This is a genomic window from Anaerolineales bacterium (assembly GCA_003105035.1).
In the GTDB taxonomy this organism is placed as follows: domain Bacteria; phylum Chloroflexota; class Anaerolineae; order Anaerolineales; family UBA4823; genus FEB-25.
Genome location: PQAL01000010.1, coordinates 88,792 through 103,566, shown reverse-complemented (window position 1 = coordinate 103,566; position 14,775 = coordinate 88,792). Strand labels below are relative to the sequence as shown.

Genomic DNA, 14,775 nt, shown 5'->3' with positions numbered 1-14,775 from the left:
AGCATCAACGTGAAACGTACCCGGGTACGTTTCACGTTGCGCGTATCATCTGCATTCGGAGGAAAACATGGAACGATCATTGGTGCTGGTAAAACCCGACGCAGTCCAAAGAGGCTTAATCGGTGAAGTTATATTGAGGTTGGAGCGGCGCGGATTGCGATTAGTCGCTGCTAAATTTATCAATGTCAGCCAGGAATTGGCCCGCACTCACTATGCCATCCACCTGGGCAAGCCATTTTACGAGAGCCTGATCGCCTATATCACCTCTGCACCGGTGATGGCCATGGTCTGGGAAGGACCGAATGCCATCAATGCCATTCGCCAGTCCATGGGAGCTACCTCCCCAACCAATGCAGCCCCCGGCTCGATCCGCCATGATTTTGCCCTGGAGATCGGCCGCAACCTCACCCATGCCTCAGACACCGTGGAGAACGGTGAAAAAGAGGTGGCGCTGTGGTTCTCTCCCCAGGAGTTGGTCACCTGGGAACGTGCCCTTGACCAGTGGATCTTCGAGGCTTGATTTCACCTTCTCAGGGAAAGTAATTCATTTGATTTTTCTTCCGTGTTTCTCTCCAGAAAGCTACACCGCCCTGGAGAGAGACACGGATCAATTTAAGATATAATCTGACATTCTAAGGATAATTTGATTGGTTATTGCACTCCCTTGAGGTCTTAATGGTATTTTTCCCCAACGAGGTCGATCAAAAACTGGAACGCCTGCTCCCCCAGGTGCAAAAACCTGGGCGGTATGTCGGTGGCGAGCTTAATCAGGTGGTCAAGCCATGGGACAGTGTGGCAACCCACATAGCCCTGGTATTCCCTGATATTTATGATATTGGGATGTCCAACCTGGGCCTGGCAATACTTTATGAGGCGATCAATAACCGGCCTGACGCACTGGCAGAGCGAGCCTACAACCCATGGATTGATATGGAAGGGCTCATGCGCCAGGCTGGCATCCCGTTATATTCTCTGGAATCACACCATCCCTTACGGGTGTTTGACATCCTTGGATTCACCCTACCGTATGAAACCCTGTATACAAACCTGCTTAACGCTCTCGACCTGGCCCAAATACCTTTGACGACGGATGAACGGCGGGAAACTGACCCTCTGGTCATCGCCGGTGGCCAGGCGACATTCAACCCGGAACCCGTCCACAATTTCGTGGATGCATTCGTGATCGGAGAAGGTGAGCAGGTGATCCACGAAATCATCGCGGCCCACCAGGCCTGGAAGCGTAGCTCCCTTCCCCGCCAGCAATTGTTGGTAAATTTAGCAAGTATCCCAGGCGTGTATGTGCCCAGCCTTTACCAGGCCTCCTACCATCCAGATGGAACGGTCCATGAAGTCACAAAACTGGTTGACCAGGCAAGCCTGCCGGTATTGAAGCGGATCGTCCCAGTACTGCCGCCTCCCCCCACTCACTTCATCCTTCCGAATATCGAAACCGTCCACAACCGGGTTCCCATCGAGATCACGCGGGGATGCACGCGGGGCTGCCGTTTCTGCCATGCAGGCATGGTGAACCGCCCGGTGCGCGAGCGAAGCGTCAGCGATATCGTCCAGGCCGCTGAACAGGCGCTGAAATCGACGGGGTTTGAAGAAATCGGCTTGCTCTCGTTATCCTCCTCTGACTATACGCATATCGCTGAGCTGATTCAGACGATCAAGACGCGCTTCCAGGGGAAGCACCTGGGTATCTCTCTGCCTTCCCTGCGCATCGAATCGTTCTCCGTGGACCTGATGGATTTGCTTCAGGAATCGCGCCACGGGGGTTTCACCCTCGCCCCAGAGGCTGCCACCGAGCATATGCGCAACCTGATCAATAAACCGGTAAGCACAGCTCAACTTTTCGAAACAGCCTACCAGATCTACTCACGTGGTTGGACGACTCTCAAGCTGTACTTTATGATCGGCCATCCCGAAGAAACCCTTGAGGATGTCAACGCAATCGCTGACCTGTGCAAGCAGGTGCTTGCGCAAGGTCACAAGGCCATCGGGCATCGAGCTAAATTGAACCTGGGTATTTCAACCTTCATCCCCAAACCACACACGCCTTTCCAATGGGTGGCTTGCGATACCATCGACCAGATTCGTTCCAAGCAGGCACTCTTGAAGCAGGAGCTTCGCCACCGCGACATAAAACTAACCTGGACAGACCCCGAGGTAACATTTCTGGAAGCCTGGCTCGCACGTGGCGACCGCCGCATGGCCGAAGTGGTGCTACATGCCTGGAAGAACGGGGCGAAGTTCGATGCCTGGCAAGATCAGTTCAATTTTTCTGCCTGGGACCAGGCCTTCTCCACGGCTGGGCTTGACCCAACTTTCTATACGCATCGCCCTCGCTCAGAGGATGAGGTTTTTCCATGGGACCATATCAACACGGGCGTCCGTAAGAATTACCTGTTGCAGGATTATGAGCTTAGCAAACAGCCCAGCACGCGCCCAGATTGCCGCACCAGCTGTTTCGCCTGCGGGATCCTGCCGACCTATGCTGACCTGCGTCGAGAGCACCCAGGGGAAGCCTGGCTTTGCCCTGAAGTGAGATCGCCCTCCAGGTTGAAGATCACAAAAACGAGTGAGGCACAATCCAGTTAGCTGGAATTTCGATGCCGATACGCCTGCGAATCACTTTCTCGAAATCAAGCCCGATGAAGTATGTGGGTCATCTGGACCTGCACCGCTCCTGGGAGCGTGCCTTTCGCCGTTCAGGCATGCCGCTTGCCTACAGCCAGGGATTTCACCCGCAGCCTCATCTTAATCTGGCCTGTGCCCTGCCATTAGGCTTCACCAGTCAGTGTGAGCTGTTGGATGCCTGGCTAGAAACTGATTTCACTGTTCAGCAAATCGTAGATTGCTTACAACCTGCCCTGCCACCTGGGCTGGAGATCATACATCTTGAGCCTGTTGATCTGCGAGCCCCTGCCCTGCAGACCCAGGTGGTCTCTGCGATCTACGCCATTACCTTTCTCGATGCTGTTCCTGCCTTACCCGAACGGCTCCACAGGGTGTTATCGGCTGAGCAATTACCCCGCCAGCGGCGTGGCAAGCCCTATGATCTTCGTCCGCTCATCGAAAAAGCGGATTTAGCTGAGTCCGACGGAACCAGTGGATATATCTTGCATGTACAGCTGGCGGCGCGTGAATCTGCCACAGGTCGCCCAGAGGAGCTTTTGTCTGAATTGGATATCAGGCTCGAAGATACGCGCATCCACCGCGAAAAGCTTGTATTAATCACAAATTAGCGTTGCTTGCAACTTCCATCCATTTATGCTAGACTAAAAAAGGCCCTCAGGAGGGAAATTGCGATGGATGTATCCGGCCTGTTGTTATCTTTTATCTTCGGCTTTCTGCCGATGCTCATATTCGCCTACGTAGTCTATTGGGTTGATCGTTATGAAAAGGAACCCGTAGCCTTGCTGGGCGGAGTGTTCCTATGGGGTGCGATTATTGCGGCCGGAGCGGCCTTCGTGGTAAATTCTTTCCTCGGCCTGGGGATCTATATGTTCACCGGTTCGCAGGCCTTTACCGAGCTATCCACTGCCTCGGTATTCGCCCCCATCATCGAAGAGGTGCTGAAAGGGCTGGCTTGTTTCTTCGTCTTTTTATTCTTCCGCCGGGAATTCGACTCGGTCCTGGATGGCATCGTGTATGCCGCCATTACAGCCATTGGCTTTGCGGCTACAGAGAATATTTACTACATTTATACCTACGGGTTCCAGCAAAATGGCATCCAGGGCATCCTGTATATGTTCTTTGTCAGGGTTATCCTGGTAGGCTGGCAACATCCATTTTTTACCGCCTTCATCGGGATTGGCCTGGCAGTCTCGCGATTAAATAAAAACCGTTCCATCAAGGTCATCGCCCCCATTATCGGGCTGGCAGTGGCAATTATGGCGCACTCGTTTCACAACCTTATCTCCGAGCTGGTTCAGGGTGTGCAGAGCGTTTTCTATTCGATCGTCTTCGATTGGTCTGGCTGGATCGCGATGATCGTGTTTGTAGTCTGGGCTCTGTACCGCGAGCAAAAGTGGATCATCGCCCAGCTACCCGACGAAGTGGCTAACGGCATAATCACCCCCTCACAATACAAGGTCGCCTGCTCAGCCTGGAGCCAAACTACCAGCCGCATTAATGCCTTATTCTCCGGGAAATACCGCCTGGTGGACCGCTTTTATTTACTCACGGCTGAGTTGGCCTTTAAAAAACACCAATCTTCTGCGCTGGGCGAAGTACAGGAAAATCAGCCTGAGATCGACCGCCTGCGCAGTGAGCTTGAACAAATGAGCACACAGCTCTCGAGTGGCTGATTTTTCCCTGACGAAATGGCGGCAAATAAACATGGTAAAATAAAATTCCTTGTGCCCCTGTAGCTCAGTGGATAGAGCGTTGGCCTCCGGAGCCAAATGCGACGGTTCGAGTCCGTCCAGGGGTACTTTTCATTCATTGGAGCTTTTATTCCAGCCCGGTAGAGTCAATTAATCTAAAGACAAGTTAGCGGGGTGAACTACTTAGGCACATCCGATTCAGCGTGGTCGTGTTGGGCTTTAATTAAAAATTTGGATTTCTACGTTTCTACCCTGCTCAGATTGTCAGGTTAGGCTCATGATTTTCACTTAGCTGGGATGCCTATTTTTCTGTCCCAAAACATGCCGCTTGATAATCGTCCAGAATATTTTCAATCCGGGCAAGTAGCAGGTCTTGGGCGCGGTTGGGAACGACTCCAGCACGGACGGCGGGATAAATATCAGGCATAAATTGGCTCACAAGCGTGAGCGGAATGGGCGTATCCTTGAAGTGTCTTAGCAGGTGAGAGAGTGACTTTTGAACGTTCGCATCTCTCCAATAATAACGGAGGCGATCGCTCAAACTGAATTTAAGCATAAAGGTTTGTTCCTGTGGGTTCCCTCGATAATACTTCTGCCAGTGAATTGGGTTGAGCATAGCCGCCTCTTCGAGAGCTTGCGGAACGTGAGAACATTCTTCAGGAGGGAATAATTCTTTTTCGATGTATCCCAATGCAAAAACCGCTTCCCGTAACGCAAAGGTCAGGCCAGGACCGACTTTAAGGATGGCGAAATGATCTTCAACCAGGGCACGTAGAGCTTGTTGTGCCTGGTAATCGGTCGAGTGAGCTTCATAAACCAGCCCGGGGATGGTTTCGATGAACCGGGCAAGTTCACTGGCTGCATTGCGGTCATAATCGTGGATGGTTACGTCGCCAAATTCAACACCGGGCTGGACCACCAGGGCGATGACTCGCTTCCAGGCAGATTCTAAACCAGCCTGGGAGAAAGCAAGCTGGATTTGCTCGATCGTCCTGGCAGCCTGTGCCGGATCGGTGATCACCAGCTGGTGTTGCCCAGCTTTTGTCCCGCCAGCGGGTGGGACTTCCGTCCCCACAACATACCGCGGTAGCGGTAGTCCTGCTCCACTGCAGGCGTTTTCAACCTCACGGGCAAGTTCTGCGGTGCGCTGAGCCATGAGCTCAATACTCAGATCGCCATCGCCGGCACAGGGCATTGAGCAATCCAGGTGAATTTTTGCAAATCCAGCCAGAGCATATTCGCGCACCAGCTGTTTGGCTTTCGCCATGGCAACCACAGCAGGTTCATTCGACCAGACCAGAGGTCCAAGGTGATCGCCACCCAAGATCAATTTACTGTGCGGGAAATTCACCCGCTCAGCAATCTGACCGACAAAGCCCACAAAATCTACAGGCGTTATTCCGCTGTAGCCACCAAATTGATTCACCTGATTACAGGTGGCTTCAATGAGTGCAGGGGTATTGTTTACCAGGCCATGCCTGAGGACAGCCTCCAGCACGAATGGGTGTGCAGAGCAGACAGAGGCGACACCTCTCGCAATTCCGGCTTTTTGAGCTGCTACGATCTGATCCAGGTAGTTCATGTATCTCCTATCCACAAATACACCTCAGCAAGAGTAGCTTATGCATCAGTGCCGCCTGCTACGCGGGCCGAAAGGCCACTGCAGATCACCGCGGCCCGAATAGATTCTACCAAAGGTCAGCCTCGCGAGCCGCTGTAAAAATACCCACAATTGAAACTATTGCCTGCTCCGACTGTGTCAACCACATCCAGCTTGACTGCGGCGACTCTGGTTTGTTCTTCCCCATTCACCCCCATTGTGCTGCATTCCCCCGAGCTTTATCGCTACTGGCTTAACTTGCTCATACAGAAGAATAGCAGGGTCTTCAACCGACACTTCGCCGGTCAGTAAGCAAGCTTCGGCTTCATTATCTAGGAAAACATCCGTCACCGCCTGCAGTTCTATGACTCCGCTCCGCTTCGCAGTGGGGTCGTAGCTGGCGTCGAGTGAGGTATTCGAGCCAAGTACCTGAGCGTGCTTGAATAAGCCTGACAAGCCTGGCCGGAGGGCAGTCTATAATGTATGTGAGGCGATATACAGGTGAGTCGCCTGGCTGAGCAACTCATCTGGGATTTCACCGGCTTTTAGAGCCGGGATCAAGCCTGGATAGGTCAGGATCCCACGATGGATGCCGCGCGTCAAGATCACGCTTAGCCCAGTAGCATCACCGGGTGGGACAATCACAGGGCTGGCGCCCACACCATTTTTATGCATTTCTTGGAGCAAAAAGTAACCAAATAGATCTTCGCCGCACTTGCCAATAAAGATAAAACTAACCCCCAGCCGCACCGCAGGCAAAGATCGTCAAGGATGAGCCGACGGTCAGTGTGGCCGTATCGAGTACTATCTCAACCTGCCTGAAAACCGGAGCAACTTCAGCAGTCATGATCAAGTTGTGATTGATTTCCCCTGCCACTAACACGTCATATTTCATCCCGACTGGCATTCAGCTCCTCTGTCACCCAATGCTGGCTATTGATGGCATGTGAATGATTGCCTGTGTTAATTTTTATGACGGAATTTTCTCATCTTCCATCCGATTCGATCGTTGAAGTTCACTTCAGGATAGACGATGTAATCCTCAGAGAAAGAGCACGGCCGTGTGTTCAGCTTTGATAGAATAGATAACAAACGGACAGATGGTCAACCATCATTACCTAAGCCGCATTCAGCCATGCCTTCTTCAGCCAATCCCGCACCTGATCATCAATCGCTGCCATAGACCAAATCTCCAGATGATGGGTGAAATGCCCAGGTGCTGGTTCGACAATCTCTTTCCAGCGCGGTGACTCGTCCCGCTGATCAAAACCCAGTGTGAGCACAAGCGGGGCAAGGTCACCTGTCAAATACCGGGCGGGTATCCAGAGGTAAGCAACCGCCTTGCTTCGCCAGAAAGCGACCTGGCTCTTGGAAACACGCATCTCCGTCGGGCCAATGGTATCCAGCAAAACGCGAACTGCCTCAAAGTATGGCTTGGAGGCTTCGTAGCCTCGGAAGAATTCGTCCAGGGTGATGATCACTCTTTTGTGATACCTCCTTACGTGATGTCTTCTGTGCTCGTCTGGTCGATATAAATAGCCATTCTTTGGAGATTGCCGGCAGAACACGTTATGTGTCGTGCACACCATGGTATGCGGAATTCAGGTCAAGAACAATGGGCCAGATATCATTCCGCATTTTGCTCTTAATATATTCATCTGGAGTAGTTTTTAATGCCTGCAATACAACTTCCTGAACTTGCCGGTGCCAATCGAGCACATCCTGTGGGGAGCAATCAAGTCAAAGCAGGAATACAAGATGATTAATTCATTCGGGTTTCAATCCACGTTCTTCAACAGGTCGATGTTCTTTTCATATTGAGCGGCCTGCATCAGCTTTCCAATGCCTAATATGAGCCAACGCGTCTTTCACGGTCCAGGGGTCTTTTCCTTTCAGCCGGAGTAATGAATGGCTCCAATCCTCATCCGTCAAGCATGCAACCAGTTGTTCGAGCTGCTCAAACTCGTAGATGATACGAGCAATAACTTCTACACGGTCGTGACGCATGATATTTATTCCTCCGATGATCTAATTATCACATAAAGTGAATCCATATGCCGACACACTTCGATAGATTCCAAGCTGTATATTATGATAAATTAACGCAGGTGATTCTCAAGCAACAGAGAGATCCAAAATACTTGAGGAACTTGATTTTTGTCGTAAGTTGAACTGATCAGCGATGGTCGGGTAACAAGACCAACCGGAGTGAAATGAACACAACTAATGCAACCAGGATGAGGATAAGCGCAATAGGCTGGGCTGCGTCAAGCCCAAATCCCGCGAATCGCTCATAAACAAGAACCGTCGCCACCTTCGGGTGATATGCCAGGATAACTACAGCACCAAACTCACTGATCCCGCGTGACCACATCATCACCGCGCCTGCCAAGACACCTCGCCATGCCAGCGGTAATGTCACATGTAAGAATGCCTGCCAGTGGCTGGCTCCATCGGTGAAAGCAACTTTTTCGTATTCTTCATCCACCATTGAAAATGACTCCCTGCTCAGGTTTATCAAGAATGGCAGGCTAACGAATAACATCGCCACCACAATCCCAGCCAGGTTGTCTGTAAAGGTAATCCCAAGTGGATAGAACCACTTCCCCAGCAGGCCTTGGCGACCAAATACAAGTAAGAGGGCGATACCTGCTGCAGTATGGGGGATGACCACCGGTAGGTTGATTATTGCTTCTAACAGACGCTTGCCGTGGAACATCCGGCGAGCAAGGATGTACGCTAGAGGGATACCCATCACCATCGCAAATACTGTACAGATAGCCGCTGCACCAAATGTTAAGCAGATCGATTTCACCACCTCGGGATCGGTGAAAGAATTCAAGAAAGCGCCTGGTGTGGTGGACAGGAGCGTGCTAATTAAGGGGAGGATAACAAATAAGACCAGTAGCCCGGCCAGAAATGAGAAGATTAGATTTAAGGCATCTCTACGATTCAAGCCATCTCCTACGGACTGCAGTATTGCTGCAAGCTTGCTGGTATGTTCTGGTAATCCACACCGATTGCCGGATCAAACAACGGCTGGCTGTTTTTCTCCATAATTGCTCGACCCTCTGGGCTGAGTAAGTAAGATATGAAGAGAGCAGCTTCGTCTGGATGAGGAGCATTGCTCGGTATGGTTATGCCATACCCGATCTGCTCTCCACGAAATACCGGCTTGACGGAAGCAAATCGCTGGAAATCTTCATCTACTTCGACAGTATTGTAGAACCCTTCATATGCTGCATCACCAAGGCTGAGTTCATCTGGAAGCGTGAACATGCTTAGCATATGCTGTTGGATGACACTTTCATATTCGTAGGCATAATCCAGATCGCCAGATTCAAGCAGGGCAATCAACTCCACACTTGCCCCCCGCAACACGATATGTGATCTGGGTTTCGTTTCTAATATTTCTGGTACCGTGACGATCGTTATTCCCTGGTCAGTGAAGATGCCCAGCGGAAACGTAAATTGCCCATTGAACATCTCAGTAAAAATCGTTGGTCGGTGATAATACTCGCCTGCCAGGGCGTAAACCATCAACGCTCGATAGCCGACCGCATCGAATCGAGGGTCTGCTAAACCTACTCTGACATCTGCCCTTGCAAGGATCTCAAACCAGTTCTCTACGGTTAGCTCAGAGGAATACTTGCTATCCTTTTGATAGGCGATAGCCAGATTGTTCGTGCCAAATTTAATATACCAGTCGGCGTAGGGTATACCGCTTTCTGGATCGGTAATGTTGTACATGAGCATGGGAACTAATGAGGCATCGGCGGTAGCGACTACATCAATGGGCTCATGCAATTCTGTAGCATGCCGCATTACCTGAATACTGCCATGGTATTGAGCCTGGACATCGATGTTAGGATATTTTTCTTCGAAGGACTTTTCCAGGTCAGAGAACGGGATAATGAGGCTACCTGCCCCGAAAACGACCAACTGAGTTCTTTTGGAAGACCCGTCGGACGTGGATGTGCATCCATTGATGAGCAAGCCCAAGGAAAAAATGGCAATCAAGAATAGATTTACTTTTATTCTCATTAAAACCAATAGATCGAAATCTCCCAGAGATATGATGGGAATAACATGGTACCCGTTCAACCGCACTAGAGTACATAAAGGGTGGGCTTCATCGGGCCCACCCTTGAAATAAAAATTTAGAATCCTACTTAACCGATATCCCAGTGAGTTGCTTCACCCATGCCTTACTGGATTGTCCGGGCATAGCCGCATTATACACACCGGCAGTCTCCGGATCGAATGATACCAGGCAATCCGTACACGCCTGGATCGTAGCCAGATCAATATCACTGCTAAATCCATCGCTGGCTGAAAGGGTTACGGTTGCTGCCCCATCCTTGATGCCGGCTTCATTTAGAATATCATTTAATCGTACACCGGTATATTCAGTCGGTCCATTTTTGGGATGCTCCAGTGTAAGGGTTACTACCGGAAGCTTATGCAATGCTTGATCTGTTAATTGCAATTCCTTATTGACCATACCGTTCACTGTCAGCGTGACGGGTCCTGTGTCGGTTGCACAAGCTGATAGCAGTATGGCAGCCATGGACAATAAGGTGATGATGATTACAATGCTACGATTGTGTTTCATAAGTAATTCTCCTCAAAAATTTAGGTTTGGTTTTCTCACAAAAGTATCTTGTGAAGGTATTACCTGATTAGTATCTAACCAGATGAGCATAAACGCAGCATAAAAAGGTAAAATCTGCTCAAAGTGGTCATTTAACCTCAATTTGGACAACATCTTTTACCCAGGTACTTGTTTCCAAATCTGGCAGGACGATCATGTATACCCCAGGAGTGTCCATGAAAGATAACATCGACTTTGGACACTCGAGTACTTCCTGAAGGTTCACTTCTACGGTATATCCATCGGATGCCGTGAAAACCAGCTTGGTAGCGTTAGCCTGAACACCCGCCTGGTCAAGGATTTGTTTTAGAAGTATCCCTTGGAAATCCTCTGGGCCATCTTTCCCTTCAGCGGTGGTGGTGATAATCGGAAAGGCCCTTAATTGCGCGTCCTTTAAGGCTAGCTCTTTGTCTACTAGCCCCTTGATGGTGATGCTGCCTGAATTTTCAGGCACAGGAGTGATTGTAGGTACAGTGATGGGAGGAACATTGACGCCAATTTGGGTAATTTGCCCTATCATCTGGTCATCCTTTACACTCGAGCCTACCAACCGCAATGGATAGTACAACTCGGGAAGTTCTCCATCATTCACGAGATGGGCCACGATGACCTGGTTATCTTCTTTGATAGCCTTGCTATCCAGCGTGACGGTAGTTCCATCTGAGCTAACGAGATCAATGGTATATCCAGTGTCTGCGAGCGCACGGTTATAAGCAACATCCGAATGGCTATCTGCGTCATCTACCTCCCCCACTAATAACCATAATGGAACCCCAACCCAGTTTTGTCCATTCGTGTCTGTATATAAACTTCCATGGCAGCTTGGTGCTCCACAGGACTGGTACGAATCGCGCGTAACCGGAGAACTGATTGCCCCTGTCAGATCCAGCGTCCAGGTTTGGCCGACGGGTGCTACCTCAACTTTATTCACCCATTTCACTGACCAGTGGCCATCAACTACCTGGTTGTTCTTCGAGCTGATGACCACAATGCGGAGTGTGCCTTCTTCGGTTGGATTCAAAGGTTGGCCGTTATGCTCATAAGCAAGAAGCGCTGTTAACTGGTCATGGGTAGATAGCTCATTACCAGTCGCAGGATCGTAAGCAATAAACTCTCCATTCATTACCTGATCATACGAATAGGTCATGCTATAACCATCTTCTGCAGTTACGGCGACGCCCATCGATGGGTCAAGATCGATATTCAGATAGGCTACAAGGTCCTTCAAAGCCACCCCCTTAAATAACTCAGGGATTGTGATCTGGCCTGTGCTGCTCTTGATGCCAGCCTGGCCTTCTGTGCTGGGTAATTCTTTTAACTGAGCCATTGTTAGAATTGGTCCGCCATTCGGGCCAACCAGTGTAAGGATTCGGCCAGATGGCTCACTACTCGTTGGAGTAGCGTCGGCTCTCATTGATTTTTGATCACATCCAGAAAGGATCAAAGCAAATACAAGTAATATTAAGCCAGTAAAGAGTAGGATGCGACGATGTTTCATTGTACATTCACCTCATAATGGTATTTCTTCACCGGTGTGGGTTGTGTCATAACCCGTGAGCGCGGTGACACTATGCCGGAAAGAATGCGCCTGCAAGGTATCAAGGAGGGGAGCCAAGGATTGAGACTGGTCGTGCATAAAGACCAGATCGTAGCGCTCGTGGAAAAGCGGGATGAAATCGAGCCCAAATTGGTGGGCAGAGGCGCGTAAGCCCAGCGCTGCATCGGCTTTACCGCTGTGAATCAGGCTTGCACAGGCTGTATGAGTGCTGACGGTATTCTCATACCCATGAATAGCTCCTGGTGATATGCCCTTTTCCAGGAGGTGATTATCAAACCATAGCCTGGTTCCAGAACCCGGATTGCGATTAACAAAGGTCACTTCTGGACGTGTAAGATCCATCAGCGAGCGGATCGATTTGGGATTACCAGCTGCGGTCATCAGTCCTTGCTCACGGTGAGCCAGGGTAATCAAGTGCATCGGTCGGTCCGGGAAGAAATGCCGGATAAATGGAACGTTATACTCTCCACCTGGATCCAGCAGATGGGTCCCTGACAGGTGGCAGAGGTTTTGGCGTAAGGCGATCAAACCGTCCAGGCTGCCAACGGTCATGGTAAGTACATCGAGATAGTCTGAGACCAGGTCAGCCAGTAACCCAAATGCCAGATCATGGCTGCCTGAAAAGACCACGACCGGATGCGCGGTTTTCTCAGGGACGATCAACTCTTGCACTAAAAAGCCATCCGCACAGGCGCGGTAAAACTTTTCTACCACTCCAGATTGGATATGGACTTCTACAAGCTCAACCAGGCCAGCAGCTTCGAGTTTCTTCAGGTGATGGCGAATCCACGCAGGGTGCTCGCCAAGCGCCTTGCCGAGGACGGTCAATGAGGCGGGTCCTGCCATAAGCTGCTGAAGTATGGCATATCTACGTGGATCAGCCAGCAGCTTTAACTGTTCAAAAGATTGTAAGTATTTGACTGAACCCATTCCGTTAATTTTTTCCTTAATGGCTTGAGTTTAGCAAATCCCTGTCAGGCTGTCAATTTATAAAAGTAATGAATGAATTATGATTATTTCATTACTTGATAGTAATTGTTGATCATAGCTGTTCTTGGCGATGGAGAAAAAACAGTCATCGATATATGGTAAGAAACAAATGCCGGTCAGATATCAATAACAGTCTGAGGAAGATCACGATTTGTAAAAGTGGCTGTCGTGATCAGAGACGAGAAAGTATCCTAAAGATTGATCCTACACCACCAATAGCAAAGCCCTCTTACGAGTGATTCTTCACTCGCACCAGGCAGGTAATCACCCCCAGCAAGGTAATCATCGACGCCACCATGAATGCGACTGAGAGCGCTGCGAAAATCGCCCCATTTTGCGCCGGATTTACTGACGAGCCGATAACTCCCCCAGCATGCACCAACACGGTGGTGAAGACTGCCCCGGCAATCCCAACCCCCAGCACCATTCCAAAGTTCCTGGCTGTAGCCAGGATCCCAGCGGCAATGCCTTGCCTGCCTCTCGGGGCTGATCCCATCAGGGCACTGTTATTGGGCGAGATGAACACACCCGTTCCAAGGCCCACTACTGCCAGTGCCAGCATCACGGAGGCGATGCTCGCCTGTGGCGACAGCCTGGAGAGCAGGAACAGTCCTGCCGATAACACCGCCATCCCGATTACTGTCGGGATTCGCGTGCCAATGCGGTCGGAAAGCGTCCCGCTGATGGGTGCCACGATGGCCATGATGATGGGCTGTGCAGTCAGCACCAGGCCTGCCTGGGCAGGTGTGAAACCCCTTCCCTGGATCAGGTAGTAAGGCATCATGAATATGCACGTATAAACCCCGATGTAATTTAGGATCGCGCTTACGGTGGTCAGCGAAAAAGGCAGCTTCGTGAACAGGCTCAGATCGAGCATCGGAAACTTGACATGTTTTTCAAGGTAAATGAAAAGGGCCAGGAACGCGAGCGCGGCACCAAACAGGATCAAGATAGGTACGGAGGTCCAACCCCATTCCTCACCCTGATTCAGCGCCAGGAGCAGTGATCCCAAGCCAAGCAGGAAGGTGACCGCCCCTCCGAAATCGAAACGCTCAATGTGCTGGCTATGCGTATCCTTGGGGATAAAACGTAAACTGAGCCAGATTGCCGCCACTCCGACCGGTAAATTGATATAAAATACCACCCGCCATCCCAACAGGCTGGCCAGCCAGCCCCCCAAAGCTGGCCCAGCGGTCAACCCCAGGTAGGTCATGGTGGCTTGCAACCCCAGGGCCTGGCCGCGCTGTTCTGCCGGGAAGCTTTTGGTGAGGATCGCTGGCGAATTTGCAGCCAGCATAGCTGCCCCTAGGGCCTGTAGCCCACGGGCGATGATCAAAATCACTACACTCGGTGCAGAACCTGAAAAGAAGGAGCCGGCCATGAAAATCCCAAAACCGATCAGGTAGATGGTCTTGTGCCCGCGCATGTCGCCCAGCCTGCCGAAGCTGAGCAACAATCCGCTCAAGACCAGCAGGTAGATCGTTACCACCCATTCCACCACGGTGATGACCTGGTTGAAGTTCTGCCCGATGACCGGTAACACGGTGTTCACCACACTCGTGTCCAATGCCGTCATGAACGTGCCGATCCCCACCGCGATAAGCACTCCCCACTTCTGTGAGGCTCCCAGGTTTGTAGCCAT

The 14,775-nt window shown here is 50.8% G+C and carries 14 protein-coding genes and 1 tRNA gene; 5 read left to right on the top strand and 10 right to left on the bottom strand.

The genetic code is table 11. The features are described 5' to 3' along the window. Nucleotides 1-67 precede the first annotated feature (67 nt). From C3F13_05195 to C3F13_05175, 5 genes are all read left to right on the top strand, one after another. Entirely contained in the window at nucleotides 68-520 is a 453-nt protein-coding gene (locus C3F13_05195) for a nucleoside-diphosphate kinase (protein PWB55117.1), read from the top strand. 155 nt (nucleotides 521-675) lie between these two features. After that, nucleotides 676-2,601 carry a B12-binding domain-containing radical SAM protein gene (locus C3F13_05190; GenBank protein ID PWB55116.1) on the top strand — a complete coding sequence of 642 codons (1,926 nt, stop codon included), beginning with the start codon at nucleotides 676-678 and terminating at the stop codon, nucleotides 2,599-2,601. An 11-nt stretch (nucleotides 2,602-2,612) separates the two neighbouring features. Continuing rightward, a complete protein-coding gene (locus tag C3F13_05185; GenBank protein PWB55115.1) occupies nucleotides 2,613-3,248 on the top strand; it encodes a hypothetical protein in 636 nt (211 codons plus the stop codon). Between the two features lie 63 nt (nucleotides 3,249-3,311). Further along, nucleotides 3,312-4,313, top strand: a complete 1,002-nt coding sequence (locus C3F13_05180) for a PrsW family intramembrane metalloprotease (protein ID PWB55114.1) — start codon at nucleotides 3,312-3,314, stop codon at nucleotides 4,311-4,313. A 53-nt stretch (nucleotides 4,314-4,366) separates the two neighbouring features. Then, nucleotides 4,367-4,438: transfer RNA gene (locus tag C3F13_05175), tRNA-Arg, on the top strand. 194 nt (nucleotides 4,439-4,632) lie between these two features. Here C3F13_05175 and C3F13_05170 read toward each other — a convergent pair. From C3F13_05170 to C3F13_05125, 10 genes are all read right to left on the bottom strand, one after another. Further along, nucleotides 4,633-5,895 (bottom strand): tagatose-bisphosphate aldolase, encoded by a 1,263-nt coding sequence (locus tag C3F13_05170; protein PWB55153.1) that lies wholly within the window; start codon nucleotides 5,893-5,895, stop codon nucleotides 4,633-4,635. Nucleotides 5,896-6,405: 510 nt separating this feature from the next. Continuing rightward, nucleotides 6,406-6,690, bottom strand: coding sequence for a hypothetical protein (locus tag C3F13_05165; GenBank protein ID PWB55113.1), 285 nt, complete (start codon nucleotides 6,688-6,690; stop codon nucleotides 6,406-6,408). Nucleotides 6,691-7,049: 359 nt separating this feature from the next. Beyond that, nucleotides 7,050-7,412 carry a hypothetical protein gene (locus tag C3F13_05160; protein PWB55112.1) on the bottom strand — a complete coding sequence of 121 codons (363 nt, stop codon included), beginning with the start codon at nucleotides 7,410-7,412 and terminating at the stop codon, nucleotides 7,050-7,052. Between the two features lie 331 nt (nucleotides 7,413-7,743). Then, nucleotides 7,744-7,938, bottom strand: coding sequence for a hypothetical protein (locus tag C3F13_05155; GenBank protein ID PWB55111.1), 195 nt, complete (start codon nucleotides 7,936-7,938; stop codon nucleotides 7,744-7,746). Between the two features lie 169 nt (nucleotides 7,939-8,107). Then, nucleotides 8,108-8,887 carry a molybdenum ABC transporter permease gene (locus C3F13_05150; GenBank protein ID PWB55110.1) on the bottom strand — a complete coding sequence of 260 codons (780 nt, stop codon included), beginning with the start codon at nucleotides 8,885-8,887 and terminating at the stop codon, nucleotides 8,108-8,110. A gap of 8 nt (nucleotides 8,888-8,895) precedes the next feature. After that, nucleotides 8,896-9,975 carry a tungstate ABC transporter substrate-binding protein WtpA gene (locus C3F13_05145; protein ID PWB55109.1) on the bottom strand — a complete coding sequence of 360 codons (1,080 nt, stop codon included), beginning with the start codon at nucleotides 9,973-9,975 and terminating at the stop codon, nucleotides 8,896-8,898. A 124-nt stretch (nucleotides 9,976-10,099) separates the two neighbouring features. Beyond that, a complete protein-coding gene (locus tag C3F13_05140; GenBank protein PWB55108.1) occupies nucleotides 10,100-10,546 on the bottom strand; it encodes a hypothetical protein in 447 nt (148 codons plus the stop codon). Nucleotides 10,547-10,673: 127 nt separating this feature from the next. Continuing rightward, complete coding sequence (locus tag C3F13_05135) at nucleotides 10,674-12,083, bottom strand: hypothetical protein (GenBank protein PWB55107.1); 1,410 nt, start codon at nucleotides 12,081-12,083, stop codon at nucleotides 10,674-10,676. Between the two features lie 12 nt (nucleotides 12,084-12,095). After that, on the bottom strand, nucleotides 12,096-13,073 hold the full coding sequence (locus tag C3F13_05130; GenBank protein ID PWB55106.1) for a hypothetical protein: 978 nt from the start codon (nucleotides 13,071-13,073) through the stop codon (nucleotides 12,096-12,098). Nucleotides 13,074-13,362: 289 nt separating this feature from the next. After that, the gene (locus tag C3F13_05125; protein PWB55105.1) at nucleotides 13,363-14,775 is read right to left on the bottom strand and encodes an MFS transporter; all 1,413 of its coding nucleotides are present in this window, start codon (nucleotides 14,773-14,775) and stop codon (nucleotides 13,363-13,365) included.